23 protein-coding genes and 4 pseudogenes are annotated in these 20,745 nt (G+C 57.2%); 7 read left to right on the top strand and 20 right to left on the bottom strand.

Annotated features, from left to right (window positions below; genetic code table 11):
- Positions 1-176 precede the first annotated feature (176 nt).
- The 11 genes and pseudogenes from GST84_21955 to GST84_22005 all read right to left on the bottom strand — a co-directional run bounded on the left by GST84_21955 (position 177) and on the right by GST84_22005 (position 7,503).
- Positions 177-1,327, bottom strand: a protein-coding gene (locus GST84_21955; protein XGB14861.1) for an IS3 family transposase whose coding sequence is annotated in 2 segments (ribosomal slippage) — positions 177-1,093 and positions 1,093-1,327 — 1,152 coding nt in all. Because the reading frame shifts where the segments join, the coding sequence is not laid out codon by codon here.
- A 280-nt stretch (positions 1,328-1,607) separates the two neighbouring features.
- Positions 1,608-2,171 carry a hypothetical protein gene (locus GST84_21960; GenBank protein ID XGB15820.1) on the bottom strand — a complete coding sequence of 188 codons (564 nt, stop codon included), beginning with the start codon at positions 2,169-2,171 and terminating at the stop codon, positions 1,608-1,610.
- 5 nt (positions 2,172-2,176) lie between these two features.
- A pseudogene (locus GST84_21965) lies at positions 2,177-2,335 on the bottom strand (hypothetical protein).
- Between the two features lie 82 nt (positions 2,336-2,417).
- The gene (locus GST84_21970) at positions 2,418-2,792 is read right to left on the bottom strand and encodes a hypothetical protein (protein XGB14862.1); all 375 of its coding nucleotides are present in this window, start codon (positions 2,790-2,792) and stop codon (positions 2,418-2,420) included.
- Between the two features lie 84 nt (positions 2,793-2,876).
- Positions 2,877-3,491, bottom strand: a complete 615-nt coding sequence (locus GST84_21975) for a hypothetical protein (GenBank protein ID XGB14863.1) — start codon at positions 3,489-3,491, stop codon at positions 2,877-2,879.
- Positions 3,492-3,551: 60 nt separating this feature from the next.
- Positions 3,552-3,920, bottom strand: a complete 369-nt coding sequence (locus GST84_21980) for a hypothetical protein (GenBank protein XGB14864.1) — start codon at positions 3,918-3,920, stop codon at positions 3,552-3,554.
- Positions 3,921-4,271: 351 nt separating this feature from the next.
- Entirely contained in the window at positions 4,272-5,057 is a 786-nt protein-coding gene (locus GST84_21985) for a hypothetical protein (protein XGB14865.1), read from the bottom strand.
- On the bottom strand, positions 5,042-5,245 hold the full coding sequence (locus GST84_21990) for a hypothetical protein (GenBank protein XGB14866.1): 204 nt from the start codon (positions 5,243-5,245) through the stop codon (positions 5,042-5,044). The genes GST84_21985 and GST84_21990 overlap by 16 nt, the downstream gene beginning before the upstream one ends.
- A gap of 268 nt (positions 5,246-5,513) precedes the next feature.
- Positions 5,514-6,149, bottom strand: a complete 636-nt coding sequence (locus GST84_21995; protein ID XGB14867.1) for a hypothetical protein — start codon at positions 6,147-6,149, stop codon at positions 5,514-5,516.
- 69 nt (positions 6,150-6,218) lie between these two features.
- Positions 6,219-6,507, bottom strand: a pseudogene (locus tag GST84_22000) (RHS repeat protein).
- A 525-nt stretch (positions 6,508-7,032) separates the two neighbouring features.
- Positions 7,033-7,503, bottom strand: coding sequence for a phosphate-starvation-inducible protein PsiE (locus GST84_22005; GenBank protein ID XGB14868.1), 471 nt, complete (start codon positions 7,501-7,503; stop codon positions 7,033-7,035).
- 449 nt (positions 7,504-7,952) lie between these two features.
- Here GST84_22005 and GST84_22010 point away from each other — a divergent pair.
- The 3 genes and pseudogenes from GST84_22010 (at position 7,953) to GST84_22020 (ending at position 9,536) form a co-directional block, all read left to right on the top strand.
- Positions 7,953-8,194 (top strand): annotated as a pseudogene (locus tag GST84_22010) (hypothetical protein).
- A gap of 157 nt (positions 8,195-8,351) precedes the next feature.
- On the top strand, positions 8,352-8,615 hold the full coding sequence (locus GST84_22015) for a DUF3077 domain-containing protein (GenBank protein ID XGB14869.1): 264 nt from the start codon (positions 8,352-8,354) through the stop codon (positions 8,613-8,615).
- Positions 8,616-9,272: 657 nt separating this feature from the next.
- Positions 9,273-9,536: a hypothetical protein gene (locus tag GST84_22020; protein XGB14870.1), complete on the top strand. Its 264-nt coding sequence runs from the start codon at positions 9,273-9,275 to the stop codon at positions 9,534-9,536.
- A gap of 57 nt (positions 9,537-9,593) precedes the next feature.
- Here the strand turns inward: GST84_22020 and GST84_22025 are convergent, their stop codons facing one another.
- Positions 9,594-10,613: an amino acid dehydrogenase gene (locus GST84_22025; GenBank protein ID XGB14871.1), complete on the bottom strand. Its 1,020-nt coding sequence runs from the start codon at positions 10,611-10,613 to the stop codon at positions 9,594-9,596.
- 124 nt (positions 10,614-10,737) lie between these two features.
- On the opposite strand from GST84_22025, the gene GST84_22030 reads away from it, so the two are divergent.
- The gene (locus tag GST84_22030) at positions 10,738-11,544 is read left to right on the top strand and encodes a tetratricopeptide repeat protein (GenBank protein XGB14872.1); all 807 of its coding nucleotides are present in this window, start codon (positions 10,738-10,740) and stop codon (positions 11,542-11,544) included.
- On the opposite strand, the gene maiA is transcribed toward GST84_22030, so the two are convergent.
- From maiA to GST84_22045, 3 genes are read right to left on the bottom strand one after another with little or no spacing between them, the layout of a single operon-like run.
- Positions 11,538-12,170, bottom strand: coding sequence for a maleylacetoacetate isomerase (gene maiA / locus GST84_22035; GenBank protein ID XGB14873.1), 633 nt, complete (start codon positions 12,168-12,170; stop codon positions 11,538-11,540). The two genes, GST84_22030 and maiA, sit on opposite strands and share 7 nt — an antisense overlap.
- Before the next feature lie 12 nt (positions 12,171-12,182).
- Positions 12,183-13,475, bottom strand: coding sequence for a fumarylacetoacetase (fahA, locus tag GST84_22040; protein ID XGB14874.1), 1,293 nt, complete (start codon positions 13,473-13,475; stop codon positions 12,183-12,185).
- A gap of 3 nt (positions 13,476-13,478) precedes the next feature.
- Positions 13,479-14,780: a homogentisate 1,2-dioxygenase gene (locus tag GST84_22045; GenBank protein XGB14875.1), complete on the bottom strand. Its 1,302-nt coding sequence runs from the start codon at positions 14,778-14,780 to the stop codon at positions 13,479-13,481.
- A gap of 112 nt (positions 14,781-14,892) precedes the next feature.
- Here GST84_22045 and GST84_22050 point away from each other — a divergent pair, with 112 nt between their 5' ends.
- On the top strand, positions 14,893-15,726 hold the full coding sequence (locus GST84_22050; protein ID XGB14876.1) for a helix-turn-helix domain-containing protein: 834 nt from the start codon (positions 14,893-14,895) through the stop codon (positions 15,724-15,726).
- Here the strand turns inward: GST84_22050 and GST84_22055 are convergent.
- The 4 genes and pseudogenes from GST84_22055 to GST84_22070 all read right to left on the bottom strand — a co-directional run bounded on the left by GST84_22055 (position 15,657) and on the right by GST84_22070 (position 18,736).
- Positions 15,657-16,073 (bottom strand): annotated as a pseudogene (locus tag GST84_22055) (hypothetical protein). The gene GST84_22050 and the pseudogene GST84_22055 overlap by 70 nt on opposite strands.
- 518 nt (positions 16,074-16,591) lie before the next feature.
- A complete protein-coding gene (locus tag GST84_22060; GenBank protein ID XGB14877.1) occupies positions 16,592-17,497 on the bottom strand; it encodes an alpha/beta fold hydrolase in 906 nt (301 codons plus the stop codon).
- Between the two features lie 176 nt (positions 17,498-17,673).
- Entirely contained in the window at positions 17,674-18,360 is a 687-nt protein-coding gene (locus GST84_22065) for an LrgB family protein (protein XGB14878.1), read from the bottom strand.
- A complete protein-coding gene (locus GST84_22070) occupies positions 18,350-18,736 on the bottom strand; it encodes a CidA/LrgA family protein (GenBank protein ID XGB14879.1) in 387 nt (128 codons plus the stop codon). Before GST84_22070 ends, GST84_22065 begins: the two co-directional genes overlap by 11 nt.
- 97 nt (positions 18,737-18,833) lie before the next feature.
- On the opposite strand from GST84_22070, the gene GST84_22075 reads away from it, so the two are divergent.
- Positions 18,834-19,715, top strand: coding sequence for a LysR family transcriptional regulator (locus GST84_22075; GenBank protein XGB14880.1), 882 nt, complete (start codon positions 18,834-18,836; stop codon positions 19,713-19,715).
- Positions 19,716-19,736: 21 nt separating this feature from the next.
- Here the strand turns inward: GST84_22075 and GST84_22080 are convergent, their stop codons facing one another.
- Entirely contained in the window at positions 19,737-20,192 is a 456-nt protein-coding gene (locus GST84_22080) for a flavodoxin (protein ID XGB14881.1), read from the bottom strand.
- 115 nt (positions 20,193-20,307) lie between these two features.
- Here GST84_22080 and GST84_22085 point away from each other — a divergent pair, with 115 nt between their 5' ends.
- Positions 20,308-20,736 (top strand): PAS sensor domain-containing protein, encoded by a 429-nt coding sequence (locus GST84_22085; GenBank protein ID XGB14882.1) that lies wholly within the window; start codon positions 20,308-20,310, stop codon positions 20,734-20,736.
- Positions 20,737-20,745 lie beyond the last annotated feature (9 nt).

A 20,745-nucleotide genomic window follows, 5' to 3' on the forward strand; every position in this document is an offset into this window, starting at 1 on the left:
TATTAACAGCTTCATTTCATATTTTTAACACCACCCGACAACGTAAGCCTATTGTGTTTTTCTAGGCGCTTCCGGTATCGTCTTCATATTTTCCTGATGATGCCAAGCATTTTCTCTAATAGTTTGCCTTGGCCTCTCGAGCGACAGTGGCCAAGCAGTGAATCGCCCCTGGTTTTCTAGACACTCTCCAAGCTCAGGAAATAGCGTTTCTCATACTCTACTGGAGACAGCTGCATAGCACTGCTGTGTCGGCGTTTAGGGTTATAGAACATCTCGATGTAATCGAAAATATCACTTCGGGCTTCTTCACGGGTTGTGTAGATCTTTCGTCGGATTCGCTCTCGCTTCAAAAGCTGGAAAAAGCTCTCGGCTACGGCATTGTCGTGGCAGTTTCCCCGCCGGCTCATGCTGCTGATTACATTGTTGGCCTTCAAAAAGCTTTTCCAATCCGAGCTACTGAACTGACTACCTTGATCTGAGTGAATCATAACTTGCTGCTGAGGCTTGCGTCGCCAAACAGCCATCAACATCGCGTCGATAGCCAGGTCGCTGCACATCCTTGGCTTCATTGACCAACCAATTACTTGGCGTGAGAACAAATCCAGCACTACCGCGAGGTAGAGCCACCCTTCATAGGTGCGGATGTAAGTGATATCTGTCACCCAGACCTTGTTCGGCTCACTTACCTTGAACTGCCGCGCGAGGTGGTTGGGCGAGGCCACTGTTGGTTTTCCACCATAGAACCCTGGACGCCGCCGATAGCCCGTTTGAGAACGCAGCCCCTCCGCCTGCATCAAGCGCCTGACTCGATTTCGGCCGCATTCCTCTCCCAGCTCACGCAGGTCATCGTGAATTTTGCGGTAGCCGTATACACCTCCGCTTTCCAGCCAAGCGTGTTTGATCAAGCCAAGCAGACGTTGATCTTCTTTTGCTCGGGCAGATTGAGGCTCGGCCAGCCAGGCGTAATAGCCGCTGGGGTGCACCTTGAGGGTTTGGCAAAGGCGCCGCACCGGGTAATCAGTCGAGTGCTTCTTGATGAAGGCGTACTTCAGCCGCACTCCTTGGCAAAGTACGCGGCGGCCTTTTTTAAGATGTCTCGCTCTTCCGTCACGCGCTTGAGTTCAGCGCGTAGCTTGCGCAGTTCGGCCTGCTGATCGTCGTCTTGCTGACGCTGCTCTTGGGGCTTGCTGTAGACCTTGATCCAGGCGTAAAGACTGTGCACGGACATGCCCAGGCGCTGGGCGACATCGGCGACAGGTTTGCCTTTCTCGGTCACTTGCTTGACCGCTTCGATCTTGAATTCTTCGGGGTAACGCTGACGACTCATGGCACCTCCTATTTGGGCCTCATTATGAGGCTTGGAGGTGTCTACGAAACCAGGGGCGATTCACAGGCCCACTCCAGCTTCGCCAAATTCAGCTTATTAGCATCAAACTGCAAAACAACATCAGAAACCGAATCATATTAAAAATTTAACGGCATTTTTTAGCCACAAAACTCAACAAGTCACCGCATGCTCTATCATTCACCCAAACGCGTACATCCTCTACAGTCACCATACGTCAAGCCCCTTAATACATCCGAAAATGCCCTTAGAAAACACAAACTCACATATCATCCCGACCTTCAACAAAACAAATACCAATCACAGACTTACCCTGAAGTGACTCAGCTACCCGATTCGACACGACAATGCGTGACATGCTTTCCAGCGCGCGAAAAATCGAATGAGTTGGTTCGATATCCTGCAGAACGATCCTACTGAATTTTTTAGGCCCGCCAGGCAATGACTTTATTAACGGCTTATAAATGCACTCTTCCATATCAAAAGCGCTTTCTGATGCCAAATAATTCACTGCATAATAATCATTATGCACATCGCCATTGATCACAACACGTGCAGGGACAAACTGAATCTCATCTTCAAGCCCCATGCCAAGAAAAATATTGACAAGGTCAGACGTTATAATGTCCGGCCCATCACTGAAAAGATAGTCATACTTCCTAAATGCGCTCAAGCTGACTTTTTTCTTGAGTGAAAGCTGAACCGGCAAATCAGAGCCCGAAATTAATTTACACTCTTGAAAACTCAGGTGATCTATGCTGAATACATGATCATAGGAAAGCCAATATTTTTCAGGATAATTATCAACAGGCTCAATCAGCTTCATTAACATGCCCCCCATGGCCAATAAGTCGCTTGCCAAACGAACTTACCATCACTGTCCGTCAGCTCCAACGGTGTACCAATCTGATCCGTATGAAAGTAGCAGGCCTTCTGCCCAGGCGACGCCCCACCATAAAAGGCAGGCAACAACTCGGAAAGCACGAAAATATCATCTAACCAGAATCACGCTAGCCTGCTCCTCCACACTCCGATGTTCAACGAAAAAAACGCGCAAAGCCTCAAAAACTCGTTAATTAGGAAATTCTCCAGCGCAATAAATATCAAATAACTTTCCCACCCATTCAATACTGCATGACTTAGATATCGACTCAGCCACCAACCCTATGTCATCCGAAATATATCCTGCGACATCCGGACTACGAACCAACTCATATATTTTCTTAAAGACATACTCTCGAATCTCACTTACAGCCTTTTCATCGCTTTCAGATGAGTACTCAAGGTTTTTTAATTCCTCAAATGCATCGTTCCATACGGAGTCGAAGACATCGTCATCACGCCTATCTAATGCTTCATTCCAATCATTCACACTTGATACAACATCTTCAAAAAAACTATCTTGCTGAATCTTGCACTTCAGATCATCCAAAGAGCCAATTCTCATCCAAGCCCACCCTCTCTAAGTCAATTTCCTGCATTAATACCTAAATGCGCAGCCAGTCATCCTCAAAAAGCCGCTACAAAAGCATTACAAAAGCCCGCCGAGCAACGGGACATCGTAGGCCTTGCACTTTACAATCTTCTTTGAGGACATCGCCTCTTTTATTTTAACCTCATTCCCAGCCAACCCACCCAACTTAGCAGCACAATGTATCAATACAGCGGGATACGAGTAGTCACCTGGTGACAAGACAACGTCACTTATAGTCCTATCTGTCGGCACGATAGCGGCTAACATTTGGGGGACATAGAACTCCTCCAGAACAAGCCGGATATGAGTACAAACTTCACCCGCCAAAACAGGAGCCGGCGTCCTTATCGCTCCTCCAAACTCACCACTGAACCGTTTACTCTGCTCACCTGACGAGATGAAAGAAAAACAGCCATCACTTAATAAATTACTTTTGTAAGGAGGCGTGAATTTTGACGCGTACTCAAAGAGCTCCCCTCCAAAAACTATCCCAGCAAGCACATAAGAATCTACGCGCGCGAGATAATCCAAGAACAGCTCAGCCACATTCTTTTTATTATATTTAAATTTCAGCTTATTCTTTGACGCCACCACACCATCAAACTTTGAGGCAACGCCCCTTAGCTCTTCTTGCAAAACACTTTCAAAATACAACCGATCCTCTGAACTCATAACTCACCGATACCTAAGGACGTAAAATATTGCATCGTGCAGGGCTCCTTTGTCACCAAGTTATTTACCGCGAGCATTTTCATTATCAAGCTTCAACTTAGCTACCGTACCACTATATGATTCAACGGTCCCACTTCCAAGATGCTGCGTGGTATTCAACTTGATCAATCCGCGCCAACGGCGCATAACTACCCCAATCTGTGCCTGTCTTAGCGCTACCATGTCAAATAGTTTCAGAGGCGTAAGGCCAGTCTCGATTTTAACCCCGTCCGGCTCGTACCCATTATAAAAAACATCAAGTTCAGTAGAGTGTGGAAGTTCTGCAGGCCAGCGAACAGATACATCATTCGACGCAAAAAACCGCCCAGAAAGATTATACTTGGCATGTACGGCGCTCAGCTCTTTCAGCGCAATTTCAATATCACTCATTGCACTCTCCAATATTTATCCGCATGAACCATTCAATACGCTTCTAATTCACCGTCCGGCTTGCGTTCCAGCGACGCGGGCTGGTCAAGCGCGTCTGTCACAACGATCAAAAACGCTCGATCTGTGCGTCGTCATTGCACTATAAGTACTTGGATTTGAAGTTCACTTCGATAATCATCGATGTGGTATATCGGTAAATTGGGGCGACTACAGCCCCGCAATCGCTCCTTCCATTTTTAACGATCACCCGCTCATGACACATTATTGAAACATACCTTTACAGAAAGCAGGAGCAACTGCACCTACGACATCACGCCGAAATAGCAGCCACCAAACTTTACTCTACATAACTCAAAACCGCTTTCTGCCTTCCATTTTTTTCCACGAAATTAGAATACCTGCCTCACCCAGAGACTTATTTACGTCTTCAAGCTGATCAGCCTCTACATACCACAACCACGTAGAAGAAGTTAAAGCTTCGAGTTTTCCTCGCCCCACACTCTCACCAATCCAGTCTTTCAGCACCACGCCCCCAACGTCGATCTCTAAATGCTTATTACTTATTACGTTAACGGGATAGACCATTCGCAATAGATGCTCTTTATAGCGCTCTCGCCCCTGAAATCTGCCGGGAACTTCCTTCTTGAACGCCGACGAATTTTCATACGAATACATCGTGACCATATTATTGCCAGCCGCATAACTAAATGCTTTACTTACTTTTTCGCACTTATAGATCATCCCATACGGCACAGCAATATCAGCACACACGTCTTTAATAAAACTTATCATGCCCTTTAATTCAATAAGATCACCAGAGCACTGACCATCAAAATGATAAAAGCCGCCAAAATCATTCGTAGTGTAACCGAAGGATGCAGACCATGGGATAGCACCTGCTGCCTCGTTGTATACCCTAAAAGCCGTAGCAATACCGTTGTTTATTTTCTCTTCGAGCTCGGCTATTTCTACCATTACTAAATCATGGTCACCGACATGATCCCCATCGTTCAAGTATTTAAGATAAGCCGCACCCGTTATCGACAAATGCAGACAAGCAAAATAGTGTTTGGCAAATTTCAGAGCCAGTCTAGGGGTGACGCCCTCAATACCGTACAAAGCTAACGAAATGGACATAAAATGACCCATATTCCAGTAATAAAATCATCAAACATATCCTTCATATCAGAGGCACTATATGGATGCTCTGACACCAAGATCTCGTTTTGCTTACCAAGAGGCAAGTTACTCATTGCCGTTTCATTACGCGATGTAAGCGCAGGAAGCTCTTTGCCCATACCTGCATTGGATACAAGTCCGATCATGAACTTCCCGTTAACATCAGCAGCCATAACATCTGGACGTTGAGTTAAAACACCTCGTCGGCCATCCAAGTTCAGTTAGTTCAGGCGCCCATCCGGTAGGCGCACATGATCTGTCAGGTAGTTGAGCGGGTCGTATTCACAGTCCAGTGCACTACCCTAGGTCAGCTCCTATGGAAGTCATTCGAGCAGGTCAGCACGTGGTTTATTGCGGATTACTGAGTAATTGTTCGGAGTCCCCCTAGCCCCTTGCATAAGACCCTTACAACCTTCAAATATCGCTCAATTCAGCCCATGTATCATACGAATAATTATCATCAACTTTTTCAAACGAAACACCCTTCAAGCCAGTTGCCGCTGACTTGAACCTCTCACTACAAAACAATTCCAAGGTTTCTTGGCATCTAAAAATATCCGACTGCAGCTCCGGGGAAACCACAAACCTACTTATAGCATCAATATTCATACCCCCCGTATAAATGTTACTTTCAATTTCGAGACCGGTTTCCAGATCCTTGGATGTTTCGAACACCGACTCAACCTTATCCATAGCCGCTAAACTTTCACCAGGAAGAAAAATGAAAAAGTCCCCTTGCCTACACTGCTCCTTATAGGTTATTTGCAAGGGAATAGCCTTATACTTCCCTCCAACCTTATCGCAAACCGCTAAAAATTCCCTGGAAACAAAAGTATCACCGATGCTGTAGTAATCAAACTCCAGATCCGACAACTCCATTTCTAGCCCGGACAATTGCAAAACATATTGTTTCGCTATATTTAATTCCAGCGGATTTGACTCAAACGGATCCCATTCAAATTCATTACAATTAAAAAAACCTGACAACACGATTGGACAGCCACTTTCCTGTGGGTTGTAGCGCAAAACGTAATAATTGGAACCACTCACAAAGGCCTCCCAGTGATCGCATCCACTACAAACGTATTATTTTCAGGCTTTCTCTCGCGGAACGCTGAATAGCTGGCCGTGTTCGTCGTAGCGGTATTGGGTGAGCGTTTCCACCGCTTCGTTGTTCACCACGTGCTTGAGGTTGGTCAGGCGACCCAGCGGGTTGTCGCAGTGCAGGTGCACACGGGTGCCACCGGTAGCGCTGATGTCGGTCAGCGTGCCGTCGGGCATGCGGCTGAAGAGCAGAAAGTGGCCGAGGACGTTCTCGATACGTTACGGCGCAATTCGGTGTCGGTGTCTGACACTTCGCCGAAGAAGAACAGGGTTGGTAGATGCGATACCCCGGTTGCAGGGTCACGAACGGGACTTCGCGGCCCTGGTCAGTGGCTTTAACGTGGCGATCGCCACCGTGGCCACCAGCGTAATCCCCAGGGCGGCCCCGATCAGGACGCCCCCCCAGCGCGCTGGTGTGCGATATCTCGTCGCCGAACCTGGCCGCTTCGAACATGAAGGATAACCCCTGTTCGCCAAGTTCGGACAGGCTCGCGACAGCGTCATGACCTGCCCTGATCATCAGCATCTCCCTGAAAACGCACGTCAGGTTTCAATCCACGTGCTAGGTTGCCATCCTTGAGAGCTGCCGAGTAAATAGGCTTGTGGGTCACGGTGTCAACCGTGTGCAGGCCTTGGACCTTGTGGGTTACACGCCACCTGGCGCGATATTAAAAAGCCACAAGCCAGAGAATCTCCGGGCTTTGGGAACGGGGCGCGGCACTTTGGGGTGACGCGCGCTCTGTCGATTTTCAGAAGCCTCGGTAATAGAAATCGAAGCTACCCACGTCCTGGTGGCATTTCCATGCCCCTGGACCTGGCCAACTGAGGGCTACTTGCCCTCCTCCACTGCCTTGCCATTGGCGTCCAGCACCTTGGTCGAGGGGTAGCGGTACGAAGCGTAGCGCACCACCAGGATCGAGAACGCCAGCAGCAGGATGCCGCCGCACAGGTACAGCAGCCCTTCGTCCGGTGCCTTGTGGTGCGAAACATCGCCGATCAGCAGGCGAGTGAGCGCGGTGATTGCCACGTACAGCAGGAAGCGGATCGGCATGTGGTTGGTCTTGAAGTAGATCCCCACCATCGCCCCCAGCTCCAGGTAGATGAACAACAGCAGGATGTCATCGACACTGATCCCGCCCTTGCCCAGCATGTCCAGGAACGTCACGACTGCCGCGTAGGCGGTGATGGCGCCAATGCCGAACAGCGCCAGGTAATGGAACGCCTCAACGCACAGGTTGCCCAGCGAGTCGGCCGAGCCGTGCAGGCCCTTGCGCAGTTTTTCTGCCCATTTGATGTTCACGATGTTCCATTCCCCGATACGTCTTTAAGGATGATGCGTCGCTGATGTGACGCTTGTGCCATGCAGTTAAAGGGCCAAGCCCCTGTCTTGGAAGGCGACCGATTGCCGCAAGGCACCTTGAGGCATGGCGCATTGCAGAAATGCACGGCCGTGCTTGGGGAAAAATCAGATTTAGCCCCTTCCTTGTAGGGCATTTCCCAAAGATACTCCCTGCCATTGTGGCGTTCGGGCATGCGCACTAGTCTGGGGTCGTCGCTGCCAGTCAGCGATCGGCTTTGACAGGCCGCCCTGAACTAACCACATGGCTTTGCCTTTATGGCAGCTGTCATGGGGCACCTCGTGTGCGCCGGCTTTTGGTTCTGTTCACCGGTCTGTCAACCCATGTACAGCTGCCGCCTCATTGTTTGACAGCAGGAGGTGGTGGCCCCAACTTTGAACAGGCCTTCACCATGCTGAAAATAGTTCCCGATCCACCCCATACCCCCATTCCCTCGAAGACACCCTGATCCAGGCCACCGACTACGCGTTGTGCGCAGCTACCGTGGTGCATCAGGCGTTGCTGCTTCAGCCCAAGTCACCGGTTTCGATCCTGATGATGACCTCGATGCATGAACTGGAGGCGCTGCGGGCTCTGCTTGAGTCGGCACTGGTTCAGGTGCAGATGCCCGCTGAGCACAGGACTTCGCACTAAGGCTGGTTAATGCGCCGGGAGGGCCGGCCTCTTCGCGGGCTCCCACAGGATCACCACAGTCTTGAAGACTTGCACAGTACCTGTGGGAGCCTGTGGGAGCGGGCATGCCCGCGAAAGGGTCGGCCCAGGCACTAGAGAAACTTCAGGGGATTGAACAATGACAACAGAAGACACCCAATTCACCGTCGGCAAGACCACTTTCTATCAAGGCGAAAACAGCACCCATCCACTGTTCCGCATCGAGCCCGGCATCCCCTGCAGGGACGCCCGCGAGCAGTCGTCGGAATTGATGGGCTATGTGCGGGAGTTGACCATCACAGGCCTGATGGAGGAGAGGCCCATGATGATCTGGGCGGCCCATTATCTGAGTGCCATGGCCAAGGCGCTGATGGATGATGCCGAGTTGGGTATGAAGCCGTGAGGATTTCGCTTCAGGTTTGGTGAAGGCCTCTATGTGTTTGCCGCAGCAGTTTCAGCGCCTGTGAGATCGAGCGCCGCCCGCGCGGCGCATCGCGAGCAAGCTCGCTCCTACATTTGTTTCGGGCCAGTATCGCCTGTGCCTACGCGCGCGACCGCCCTGTTTGTCCCCCACGATATCGAGGTGAGCGCCAAGGGGACGTGCGCGTCTGCGCCAGGAATAATTGGCCCGAAACAAATGTAGGAGCGAGCTTGCTCGCGATGCGCCGCGCGGGCGGCGCTCGATCTACGCAACACCGCAAAAACCAAGGCAGGCGCCTTGCCGCCCTGACACAATCGGCCGTAGCCCCCCACAGAAAAGCTTGACCGCCAACAAAGCATCTACATCTACAGCGCATGCCTTGAGCCAGACTGCTTTCCTTGCGATCACGTGCCTGACGCAAAATCCAGCCGTTAACGCCCCCGTAGGAGCGGGTTCACCCGCGAATAGGCCGGACCTGCCGGCCAATATCCCCCCGCCATTCACCGTCGCAGCCGCCACCGCATTCGCCCGGTCTATACCACGCTACAATTTCTGCTTGCGCACCAACCAGCATTGCCATTACTGTATATAGATACAGTAAATCGCAACACAACCAGCAAAAAGGCATAGAGGTGATGAATGGCCGTCGAAGTGGTGTACCGCAGCAGCCGCGACCCGGAGCGCTTGTTCATGGATAAGGCCGAAGCAGACCGTCACGACAAAATGCTCGAACTGGCCGAGCGCCTGGCAGAAGTACTGCACAAGGCGGTGCCGTCGCTGACTGAGCAGCAGGTCGAGGAAGCCGGTATCTACATGGCAAAGAACCGTGACGTGTTCGCCCGGGCGTTCAAAAGCCAGCCGGATGCGTTGGCCGAGTTGCTTGAGGATGCTGCTGCCGAGTGATCTGAAGGTGCGGGAGCGGGTTTGCCCGCGAAGTGGTCAGCAACACCATCATCAACTTCAGCCATATAACAACCGCTCCGCCAACATCTGCGCCACCCTTGCCGGCGAACGCTTTTCCGCCTGCGCATGGCCAAACACTTCAGTCAGCCGTGAAGGGATCCGCGCCAGGTGCGCAGTAATTGTGCGCTGGTCTTCGCCACGGTGGGTGAGTGCCACATAGATCAGCCCACCGGCATTGATCACGTAGTCAGGTGCATACAATATGCCGCGCGACTCCAGTTGGTCTGCCACCTGCAAGGTAGTCAGCTGGTTGTTGGCTGCCCCCGCCACTGCCGCACAACGCAGTTGCATCACACTCTGCCCGTTCAGTACCGGGCCCACGCCGCAGGGTGCAAAAATATCGCAAGGGGTACTGATCAACGCATCGTTGGTCACCGGTTTGGCATCGAACTGCTCCATCGCCAGCCGCACCCGCCCCGGGTCCAGGTCGCTGACCAGCAGTTCCGCGCCCACCGCATGCAATTGCTCCGCCAGTGCATAACCGACATTGCCCAACCCCTGCACCGCTACCCGCAAGCCTCTTAGGTCATCGCTGCCCAGCCGGAACGAGGTAGTGGCACGTATGCCTGCGAATACCCCCATCGCCGCATGCGGCGATGGGTCGCCCGAGGCAGTGGTGCTGGTCACATAGGGAGTGCTGTGGGCAATGCAGTCCATGTCCAAGGTGGAGGTGCCACTGTCCACGGCAATGATGAAGCGCCCATTCAAGGTATCGATGAAGCGGCCAAAGGCTTCGAACAGCGCGGCGCGGTTTTCCACATGGGGGTTGCGCATGATCACCGCTTTGCCACCCCCCATCGGCAAGCCGGCCAGTGCTGCCTTGTAGCTCATGCCCTGAGCCAGGCGAATAGCGTCGGTCATGGCGCTTTCGTCATCGGCGTAAGGCAGGTAACGGCACCCACCCATGGCCGGGCCCAACTGCTCACTGTGGATTGCCACAACGGCTTTCAGGCCCGTAGGCGGGTCATTGAACAAGTGCAGTGACTGGGTACGGGTGCTTTGCATCAGCGCGAACATCGACCGGCTCCCCTACGAGGTGCTCCTTCCAGTATAGGCACGGCCTCGGCGTTGACGCCGCCGCCGGACCACTGGACGAAACCGCGCGCCACGGCTAATACTCAAGCGTGTGTGGAGATGCCCCATGAAGCCACGTCAAGCCTGCCTGGCCTGCCTGGAACGCGAGCCTGTCGACCTGCTGGAAGCCGCATTGTGGATTGCCGCCGAGCACGACCCTGGTGTCGAGCCCGCGGCCAGCCTTGCTGCGCTGCACGACCTGCAGCGCGAGATAAGCGCCAACCTGCCGATGCTTCCACTATGCGAACTGGCCCAGCCACTGCTGCGCCAGCTCAATGCGCTGGGCTTTCAGCAAGATGAATACCACCCCTTGCGCCCGCATGCAGCAATGATGGACAAGGTACTGCAGCGCCGCCGGGGCCAACCCCTGACACTGGCCATCCTCGCTCTGGAACTGGCCAGGCGCCTGTCCATACCGCTGGAGGGTGTGGGCTTCCCTGGCCATTTCCTGCTGCGCGTGCCGGGTGCAGACCACCTGCTCGACCCCTGCGGCGGCCGGCGCCTATACCCCAGCGACTGCCGAGAGTTGCTGGCGCGCCAGTTCGGCCCGCACCAGGCGCTGACAGCAGAGCACCTGCGCAGCGCCAGCCCGCTGCAAATGCTGCAACGCCTGTCACGCAACCTGCGCCAGCTGCACATCAGTAACGACAACCACTTGGCGGCGTTGATCGATGCAGAGCGGATCATGCTGTTGGGCCCGGTGCAGGTGAGCGACTACATGACCCGCGCCTCGCTCTACCATCATCTGGATTGCCCGCAGGCCGAACGCTTCGACCTGGAGCATGCGTTGCTACTGACGGAAGACCCGGTCCAGCGCCTGAAGCTGTCCGAGCGAATCGGCAAGCTTCCGGCGGCGAACCGCTCACTTCACTGAGCCGGGCTGTCCGGCTGCTGGGCGGGGTGGGCCTTGGCGAACGCCGGGTGCGCGGCCGCCAGTGCGGCAACCCGCAGGATGCGTGGAAAGCTGCCGAGGTCGATGTTGAAGCGTTCGGCCGCGTACAACTGCGGGATCAGATACACATCCGCCAACCCAGGTGTTTCACCAAAGCAGAAACCGTGATCGCCAATCAGTTGCTCCACTGCCGCGAGCCCTTGGCTGATCCAGTGGCCGATCCACTGGTTGACCTGCCCCTCGTCCTGACCGGCCTGGCGCAGCCGGTTGAGTACGCTGACGTTGTGCAGCGGATGAATGTCGCAGCCAATGATGGCCGCCACACCCCGTACCTTGGCCCGTGCCTCGGCTGTGGCTGGCAGCAACGCAGGCTGTGGATAAACCTCTTCCAGGTACTCGATGATCGCCGGCGACTGCACCAGCACCTCACCACCGTCGGTGCGCAAGGCCGGTACGCGGCCCTGCGGGTTGACGGCTACATAGCCCTCGCCGCGCTGCTCACCCTGCAGCAGGTTGACCGGCAGGGACTGGTAAGCCAGCCCCTTCAGTGCCAGGGCAATGCGCACCCGGTAGGACGAGGTGGAACGGTAATAGGTGTACAGCTCCATACCCCTGCCTCCTCAGTTGGCTGCGATGACCGTGCCGCGGCATTCACCGAAACCGATGCTGGCCACGCCGTCACGTGTGCAGCGGGCACGCAGGATGATTTCGTCGCCGTCTTCGAGGAATTTACGCACCTCGCCGCTGGCCAGCTCGACCGGCAGTTTGCCGCCTTCGGTGATCTCCAGCAGGCTACCGAACGAACCCGGCGTGGCGCCCGACAGCGTGCCCGAACCGAACAGGTCACCCGGCTGCAACTGGCAGCCGTTGACGCTATGGTGCGCCACCAGCTGCGCCACGGTCCAGTACATGCTGCGGGTATTGCTCAGGGTCAGGCGGTGCGGGGCAATGCCCTGCTCGCGCATGCGCTCGGTCAGCAGCAGCACTTCGAGTTCGATATCGAATGCACCGCTGGCCTGGTCGCGCTTATCCAGCAGGTACGACAGTGGCTGGGGGTCGCCTTCCGGGCGGGCCGGCTGGGCGCAGCGGAACGGCTCCAACGCTTCGGCGGTGACGACCCAGGGCGAAATGGTGGTGATGAAGCTCTTGGACAGGAACGGCCCCAGTGGCTGGTATTCCCAAGCCTGGATATCGCGCGCCGACCAGTCGTTGAGCAGGCACAGGCCGGCTACGTGCTCGGCGGCATCGCCTATCGGAATTGCCTGGCCCATGTCATTGCCCTGGCCAATCCAGATACCCAGCTCCAGCTCGTAGTCCAGGCGAGCGCAAGGGCCGAAGCTCGGCTCGGTGTGCCCGGCCGGCAGGGTCTGGCCCTTGGGCCGGCGTACGTCGGTGCCGGACGGGCGGATGGTGGAGGCGCGGCCGTGATAACCGATCGGCACGTACTTGTAGTTGGGCAACAGTGGGTTGTCGGGGCGGAACAGCTTACCCACGTTCTTCGCATGCTCGATGCCAACGTAGAAATCGGTGTAGTCACCGATCTGCGCCGGCACATGCAACTGGCAGTCGCTGGCCGGGAACAACGCCGGATTCAAGGCCGCCTGGTGTTCGCTGTGCTCACCAAGCAGCACCTGCAAACGCTCGCGCAGGGCTACGCGGGCATTGCGGCCCAAAGCGAAGAATGCGTTCAAAGACCCGCCGCGGGTGGCTTCAACGGCGGCCTTGGCCGCCCCATCGAACAGACCAGCGGCCAGCACCGCCTCCAGGTCGAGGATCGCGTCGCCGATCGCCACGCCGCAGCGCCTGGCTTCACCCGGCCGGCTGAAGATGCCCAATGGCAGGTTCTGCAGCGGGAAGTCGCTGTGCCCGTTGGCGTGCTCGACCCAACTACGGGCATTGGCAGTGTGGTTCATGGGTTATCTCCGGTTCGGGTTGAAGGTGCTCGGCAAGGTCGCCCAGCAACTATCGTAGTCGGCCTGCAATTGCGGGCACTCAAGGGCTTGCAGGCTCGGGCGCAACACCTGGCTGGTCTCGAACATGAAGGCCATGGTGTTGTCGATCTTGTGCGGCGCCAGATCGGCGGCAATGGCCTTTTCACAGGTTTCGGCGTCGGGGCCATGGGCACTCATCACCCCGTGCAACGAGGCACCACCCGGCAGGAAGCCCTCGGCCTTGGCGTCGTAGGCGCCATTGATCAGGCCCATGAACTCGTTCATCAGGTTGCGGTGGAACCATGGCGGACGGAAGGTGTTCTCGGCCACCATCCAGCGTGGCGGGAAAATCACGAAGTCCATGTTGGCCATGCCATGCACGCTGGTGGGCGAGGTGAGCACAGTGAAGATCGAGGGATCCGGGTGGTCGAAGCTGACCGTGCCGATGGTGTTGAAGCGGCGCAGGTCATACTTGTACGGCACGTTGCTGCCATGCCAGGCCACAACGTCCAGAGGCGAGTGCTGCAGCTCGCAGGCCCAGTGTTCCCCCAGGAACTTCTGTACCAGTTGCACCGGGCCTTCGGCTTCTTCGTAGCGGGCCACGGGCGTGAGGAAGTCGCGGGGGTTGGCCAGGCCGTTGCTGCCGATCGGGCCCAGGTCCGGCAGGCGCAGCGGCGCACCGTGGTTTTCCGCGATATAGCCACGTGCCTGGCCGTCGAGCAGTTCGACGCGGAACTTCATGCCACGTGGGATCACCGCAATTTCCAGCGGTTCGACCTCCATCAGGCCCAGTTCGGTGGCGATGCGCAGGCGGCCCTGTTCCGGCACCAATAGCAGCTCACCGTCGGCGTTGAAGAACACCCGTTCCATGGACCGGTTGGCGCAGTAGATGTAGATGCTCACGCCAGCCGGTTTTTCCGCGGCGGCGTTGGCAGCCATGGGCAGCCAACCTTCGATGAAATCGGTCGGTTCAGCAGCAATCGGCTGCGGGCTCCAGCGCAGGCGGTTGGGGTTGATGCTACCCAGGGGCCCGCCGAGCGGCTGGCGCGCCAGGCGCTCGAAGCGTGGGTGCAAGGCAGAAGGCCGAATGCGGTATAGCCAGGTACGGCGCAGCTCGCTACGGGTCATGGTGAACGCCGTGCCCGACAGCAGCTCGGCATACAGGCCATACGGGGCCTTCTGCGGGGAGTTCTGCCCGACAGGCAGCGCCCCAGGCAATGCTTCGCTGGCGAATTCGTTGCCGAAGCCGCTCAGGTAGTGAAGGTCGGGCGACGTGTCGCGGTTCATCGATGCCTCCGGATTTTGTTTTTATCGTAATCAGATTACGAATAACGTAATTTGCTCCGCTCAAGGCGTCAAGCTATAAAGGCGACACGATAAATCCGGAACCTCCCCTCCCATGGCCAAAGCCAACTCCCCCACCGACACCGGCAAGCAGAAGGTCCGCTCGGCGGAAGTCGGCACCGACATCCTCAAGGCCCTCGCCGAACTCTCACCCTCGACTTCACTATCGCGCCTGGCCGAACACGTGCAGATGCCTGCGAGCAAAGTGCATCGCTACCTGCAGGCGCTGATTGCCAGTGGTTTTGCCGAACAGGATGCGGCCACCAACCATTACGGGCTGGGGCGTGAAGCATTGCGGGTGGGGCTGGCGGCGCTGGGCAGCATCGATGTACTCAAGGTGGCGGGGATGCCGTTGTCGCAGTTGCGAGATGAACTCAACGAAAGTTGCTTCATCGCCGTGTGGGGCAACCAGGGGGCCACGGTGGTAAGCATTGAACCTGCCGTGCGCGCGGTCACCGTGGTGACCCAGATCGGTTCGGTGCTGCCGTTGCTCAGCTCGTCCACCGGGCTGGTATTCGCCGCTTACCTGCCCGAGCGAGAAACCCAGGAACTGCGCGACAGGGAACTGGCCGCTTTGCAACAAACCGCCAGTGACTACCACACACTGCTGGCCGGCATCCGCGAACAGGGCCTGCACCATGTGCATGGCCTGCTGATGCCGGGGGTGGATGCGCTGTCGGCGCCGGTATTCAACGCCATGGGGCAGATCGCCGCGGTGATGACCGTGGTCGGGCCGACGTCGATCTTCCATGCCGATGAACATGGGCCGGCGGCGCAGCGCCTGCTCACGGCCGCACGAACCGTGAGCTGGCGCATGGGTTACGCGGGCAACCCACACTGCGCTTCGACGTCTAGCGTTTCCTCCTCGACCAGCCAGAGCAGTTCCTGAGAGAAACCGTCATAAAGGGCGGGCGCCACCTCGCTCACCAAATCGCCGTAGTCATCGCATAGCCGCCCGATCACACGCGAGAAGGCCGTGGGCTGCGACACCTCTGCCCGGGAAAGCACGGTGATGTATTTCTGCGCGGCACCGAGCCGTACCAAGCCCCCCGTGGAAGCCACCGTTCCTGCCCCCCCCGCCGCGAACGACAGCAAGGCGGCCGAACGGTAGCCATCGCTCCACGCGATGGCCCCGGTAACGCAGGACCTGGCCGCACAGAACAGCCCGACGGCCATGGCCGCCAGCGGAAACGGCACGCTGAGGATGCCGGCCAGTACGATCTCCCACTCCACCAGGTGCGAGATATCCTGGCCGGTAGCCGAAGTAATGCGGGCAAAGCCGGAAAAGGTGTAATATGTGGGGTGCCCTTTGATGATGGTCTGCTTTCAGCAAAGGCAGGGACGAGTTCACGGGCAGCGCGCGCGCGTTCAGTATCGAACCAGCAACCGCTGGCCAGGCTGTAGATCAGAAAATCCGCAGGTGCGTCCGGGTTCTGTTCGAGTGAACGGATGAGAAAGGCAATAGCGCAGGGAAGCTTACCCAGCACTTGGCACTGTTGCCCGAAACGTAAAGGTGAATGTCGACAGAAGCTATTTTTCCAGACGGATCAAGCGCTTATTCTTAACTCACTGGCCGGCTTGAAGGGCTCTCCCCCCCGCCTTTCAAGCCTGCTAGGTTCACCGACGTAGATTTTGAAGCTCCTTGATCTGACGTCTCGATTGGCCGCTGCGGCTTGCAGCGGCCTTTTTTTTGATGTCTGAAAATGCATCCTGCCCGTCAGGTGGCTGTCACTCTCATCAGCGCAAAGGCCTCGTCATGACCACGCCACTTTCGGCGGGTAATAGCTCAGCGGCCGCTCACGAAAGGCCAGGTAGTGGCGCAGTACCTGCACTGGCGCTTCCGTATGCGGGTAATGGCCAATGCCCAGTAACTGCACGGTGTCCGGCTCCGGCACCAGTTGCCGGTAGCGCTCAAGCATGTGCGCGCCGGAAAGCGGGTCGACAATGCCATTGATCAAGCGCAGCGGCACGCCTTTACGTTGCATCGCCCCTACCCAGCGTTCGCGGTGCAACCTGCGCTCCGGCATGTAGCCCACCAGCTTGTGCAGGATGCGCGTGCCCCGGTTGGCAGCGATCAGGCTCCAGAAGTCATCCAGCGCGCTTTCACTGGGATGGGTGCAGGGGCCGTAGACCTGCATCACATTGCGCACCAGGTCGTCACGCCCGAACGAGCGCCCGACCAGCCAGCCAAACCGGCTGAGCAGCAACTTCTGGATCAGTAGCATGCGGCAGCTTTCGGGGAACAGCCCGCTGTTGAGGAACACACAGCTGCCAATGTCGGCACGCTGCTCATGGTGTCGCGCCAGCAGTTCCTGAGCCACGCTGCCGCCGTAGTCGTGGGCCAACAGATGCACTGGCTGCGCGACCTGCAGATGGGCAAGCAATGCCTGCTGCAGGTCTGCCTGCTCCATCAGGCTGTAAGTGTGATCGACGGGCTTGTCCGAATCACCAAAGCCAAGCATGTCGCAAGCGATCACCCGGAAACGTTGGCTCAGAGGGCCCCACAGGTAGTGCCAGTCCCAACTGGCGGTGGGGAAACCGTGTAACAGAAGCAGAGGCTCTCCTTGCCCTGCGGTCCAGTAGCGGATGCTCTGGCCCCGGAAGATGAAACTCTGTGCCCGGGTACGCCAGACGCACAATGGAATCTCGGCCATAGGCATCAGAAGGGTCCCGGTGTTGTGGTGTTGGCGGAATAGGGCAAGGCTGCGTTCATTGCATGTCACCTCGGCACTTACATGTGCTCTCTATGTCGAGGCAAAGTCTAGCCAGCAGCCCATTGGCTGGAACTTGCGTTGCCAGCCAGCTTGATGACTGAGCGAGTCAGTGGCACGAACGGTCAGAGGAGCAAGGCCAACAAGGGGGCCGCGAACAGGTTGAGTAGCCCGGTCAGGACCATCACCAGACCGGCCACCGAGCCTTCCTCACGGCCCACTTCCTGCGCCCGGCTAACCCCGGCACCATGCGCGCCAACACCGAACAGCGCACCTCGTGCCAGCGGCGTACGCAGCGGCAACCAACGCAACAGCACACCGCCGAACATGGCACCGAGCACGCCGGTGAACATCACGAACACCGCGGTCAGTTCTGGCACCCCACCCAGGTCGTGGGCCAAGGGCATGGCAAATGGCGTGGTGATCGAGCGCGGCACCAGCGACAGGCTGGTTGCGCTGTCCAGCGCCAACAGGTGCGCCAGCCCCCAGGAGCTGGCGATCGAGGCACTGCTGCCAGCGACCATGCCCACCATCAAGGCCGGCCAGTGGCGCGCCAGCATGGCCCGCTGCTGCCAGATCGGCACCGCGAAGGCTACGGTCACCGGGCCGAGCACGCTCATCAACCAGTGGGTGTTGCGCGCATACTCGGCATAGGCTGTATGCAGTGGCACGGCCACAGCCAACAGCAACACCGGCACCAGGATCAACGGTGACAGCAGGTAGCGTTTGCTACGCCGGTACAACCAGCGGCTGCCCAGGTAAGCCAGCAAGGTCAAGGCCAACCAGAACAGCGGCATGGGTTCAAGGCTCATGGCGCAACCTCCAGCGGCACACCAGCTCAACGGTCATGGCGGTCACTATCATCACCATCAGCGTGCTCACGGCGATCACCAGCAAGATGCGCCAGCCCTCATCACGGATCAGTGAGCCATAGTCGAGCAGGCTCATCAGCGCCGGGATGAAGAACAACAGCATCTCAGCCATCAGCCAGCCAGCACCCAATTGCAGCATGGCCGGTTTGAGCACACCCGAAGCGAACAGTATCAACAGCAGTGCCAGGCCCATCACACCACCGGGGATCGGCCAGCCCAGCCAACTGGCAATCTGGCCACCAAGCAGGAACAGCGCACAGAGAACCGCCAGCTCGACAAGCAGGCGCAGGGCTTTTTTCAATAATGCAGGTTTCATGGCGGGGTTCCTCGACAGGCCCTCATTTTATGATTTGCCTGCCTAGGCCAGAAGCGAATTGTTAGACTGCTCACCATTCCAAAATGGAATCCTAAGCATGGAATTCAAACAACTGCGCAGCTTTATCGAAGTGGTCCACCGTGGCGGTTTTACCCAGGCGGCACAGACCCTGCACATCAGCCAGTCGGCCGTGAGCAAGCAAGTGGCCCAGCTTGAGCAAGATGTGGGCCAGCCGCTGCTGGAGCGCCAGGCTTCGCAACTGCACTTGACCGCTGCCGGCCGCATCGTGCTGGAGCGTGGCGAAGCCTTGCTGCGTCAGCGCCAGGCGCTGCTCAACGAGCTGGACGATCTCAGTCAGATGGAGCGTGGCGAACTACGCCTGGGCTTGCCGATGCTTGGCAGCGACACGTTGTTCGCCGGCTTGTTCGCCGAGTACCGGCGGCGTCATCCGAACATCGCCATCCAGCTGCTGGAAGGCGGCAGCCGCAGCATCGAACAGGCGGTCAGAAGTGGCGAACTGGAACTGGGCGGCTGTTTGACGCCTACCGACGAGGCATTCGACTACCAGCCTTTCTGCAACGAACGGCTGGATGCGTTGCTGCCGGCTGGCCATGCCTTGGCGGGCCTGGACGCTGTGGCCCTGGAGCAACTGGCCGATACACCTTTTCTGCTGTACCAGCGCAGTTTTGTGCTCAACGACCGGCTGCTGAAGGCGTGCCAGCAGCAGGGTTTCACCCCCAAGGAAGGCGGACGCAGCGGGCAGGCGGATTTTTTGGCAGCGCTGGTTGCAGCGGGCCAGGGCGTGGTGATGCTACCCCGGGTAGTGGCAAAAGCGCTGGAGCGCCCCGGGGTGGTGCGTGTGCCGTTGAATACGCAGGAAGATTTGCGCTGGGACATCGCGTTTATCTGGCGACGCGGCGCCTACCTGTCACGGGCAGCGCAGGCGTGGTTGGCCTTGTTGCGCGAGCCGCACAGCTAACACGCCTGCACAGGTGCCGGTTCAGGCTTTCAGTGCGCTCGCCAACTCAGCCAGCCAAGGCTCGGCATCCGCTTCCGGGGTCACCGTCTCGCTCGCATCCAGGCGCAGCATTGGCTGCACTTCGCGCACGCCCAGTTCGGCGAACAGCTCACGCATCTGCTCGCCACCACCGCAATAGGTATCGCCATAACTGGAGTCGCCCAGCGCGATCACCGCGCCAGGCAAGCCACGCCAGGCTGCGGGCAGTGTGTCACGAATGGTGCTGTACAGCGGCATGAGGTTGTCCGGCAGCTCACCCATACCGGTGGTCGAGGTCACGGCCAGCAAGGCGTCGGGGGCAAAACCCTGAAGATCCTGAAGGGTGGCACGCGCAGCATGCCAAGCCTCGAAACCCGCCGCCTTGAGCAGCGATTCAGCGTGACGGGCGACTTCTTCGGCGGTGCCATAGACCGAGCCGGAAATAATGGCGACTTTCATCGAGTAGAGGATTCCGAAACTGAGTGAAAAAGTAGGATACTAGCATTCAACGCTGGCAAAAGGCCGCCCTTACCAAAGTCGCCATCTTCCGTTTTCCTTCACCTATGGCCCGGACATGATCAACGCGCAATTGCTGCAATCGATGGTCGATGCGTCCAATGACGGCATCGTGGTTGCCGAACAGGAAGGCGACGACACCATCCTAATCTACGTGAACGCCGCTTTCGAATGCCTCACTGGCTACAGCCGTGACGAGATTCTCTATCAGGATTGCCGGTTTCTGCAGGCTGACGACCGTGACCAGCTTGGCCGCGCACGTATCCGCAAGGCCATGGCCGAGGGCCGCCCATGCCGCGAAGTGCTGCGTAACTATCGCAAGGATGGCAGCGCCTTCTGGAACGAGCTGTCGATCACGCCGGTGAGGAGCGACTTCGACCAGCGCACTTACTTCATCGGCATCCAGAAAGACGTCAGCCGCCAGGTCGAACTGGAACGGGAGCTGGCAGCACTGCGCGCTCGTCCGAAACCCGACGAACGCGCCTGAACCAAGTTC

The organism is Pseudomonas putida, from assembly GCA_041879295.1.
Classification (GTDB): Bacteria; Pseudomonadota; Gammaproteobacteria; order Pseudomonadales; family Pseudomonadaceae; genus Aquipseudomonas; species Aquipseudomonas putida_Y.

Excerpts from the sequence above, each read along its gene's own strand:
- GST84_22060 (XGB14877.1), bottom strand. The coding sequence starts at position 17,497 with ATGCCTATGGCCGAGATTCCATTGTGCGTCTGGCGTACCCGGGCACAG.
- GST84_22050 (XGB14876.1), top strand. The coding sequence starts at position 14,893 with ATGGCCAAAGCCAACTCCCCCACCGACACCGGCAAGCAGAAGGTCCGC.
- maiA (XGB14873.1), bottom strand. The coding sequence starts at position 12,170 with ATGGAGCTGTACACCTATTACCGTTCCACCTCGTCCTACCGGGTGCGC.
- GST84_21985 (XGB14865.1), bottom strand. The coding sequence starts at position 5,057 with ATGTCCATTTCGTTAGCTTTGTACGGTATTGAGGGCGTCACCCCTAGA.
- GST84_22075 (XGB14880.1), top strand. The coding sequence starts at position 18,834 with ATGGAATTCAAACAACTGCGCAGCTTTATCGAAGTGGTCCACCGTGGC.
- GST84_21970 (XGB14862.1), bottom strand. The coding sequence starts at position 2,792 with ATGAGAATTGGCTCTTTGGATGATCTGAAGTGCAAGATTCAGCAAGAT.
- GST84_22020 (XGB14870.1), top strand. The coding sequence starts at position 9,273 with ATGGCCGTCGAAGTGGTGTACCGCAGCAGCCGCGACCCGGAGCGCTTG.
- fahA (XGB14874.1), bottom strand. The coding sequence starts at position 13,475 with ATGAACCACACTGCCAATGCCCGTAGTTGGGTCGAGCACGCCAACGGG.
- GST84_22085 (XGB14882.1), top strand. The coding sequence starts at position 20,308 with ATGATCAACGCGCAATTGCTGCAATCGATGGTCGATGCGTCCAATGAC.
- GST84_22015 (XGB14869.1), top strand. The coding sequence starts at position 8,352 with ATGACAACAGAAGACACCCAATTCACCGTCGGCAAGACCACTTTCTAT.
- GST84_22065 (XGB14878.1), bottom strand. The coding sequence starts at position 18,360 with ATGAGCCTTGAACCCATGCCGCTGTTCTGGTTGGCCTTGACCTTGCTG.
- GST84_22070 (XGB14879.1), bottom strand. The coding sequence starts at position 18,736 with ATGAAACCTGCATTATTGAAAAAAGCCCTGCGCCTGCTTGTCGAGCTG.
- GST84_21960 (XGB15820.1), bottom strand. The coding sequence starts at position 2,171 with ATGAAGCTGATTGAGCCTGTTGATAATTATCCTGAAAAATATTGGCTT.
- GST84_21980 (XGB14864.1), bottom strand. The coding sequence starts at position 3,920 with ATGAGTGATATTGAAATTGCGCTGAAAGAGCTGAGCGCCGTACATGCC.
- GST84_22080 (XGB14881.1), bottom strand. The coding sequence starts at position 20,192 with ATGAAAGTCGCCATTATTTCCGGCTCGGTCTATGGCACCGCCGAAGAA.
- GST84_21975 (XGB14863.1), bottom strand. The coding sequence starts at position 3,491 with ATGAGTTCAGAGGATCGGTTGTATTTTGAAAGTGTTTTGCAAGAAGAG.
- GST84_22025 (XGB14871.1), bottom strand. The coding sequence starts at position 10,613 with ATGTTCGCGCTGATGCAAAGCACCCGTACCCAGTCACTGCACTTGTTC.
- GST84_21990 (XGB14866.1), bottom strand. The coding sequence starts at position 5,245 with ATGATCGGACTTGTATCCAATGCAGGTATGGGCAAAGAGCTTCCTGCG.
- GST84_22045 (XGB14875.1), bottom strand. The coding sequence starts at position 14,780 with ATGAACCGCGACACGTCGCCCGACCTTCACTACCTGAGCGGCTTCGGC.
- GST84_22030 (XGB14872.1), top strand. The coding sequence starts at position 10,738 with ATGAAGCCACGTCAAGCCTGCCTGGCCTGCCTGGAACGCGAGCCTGTC.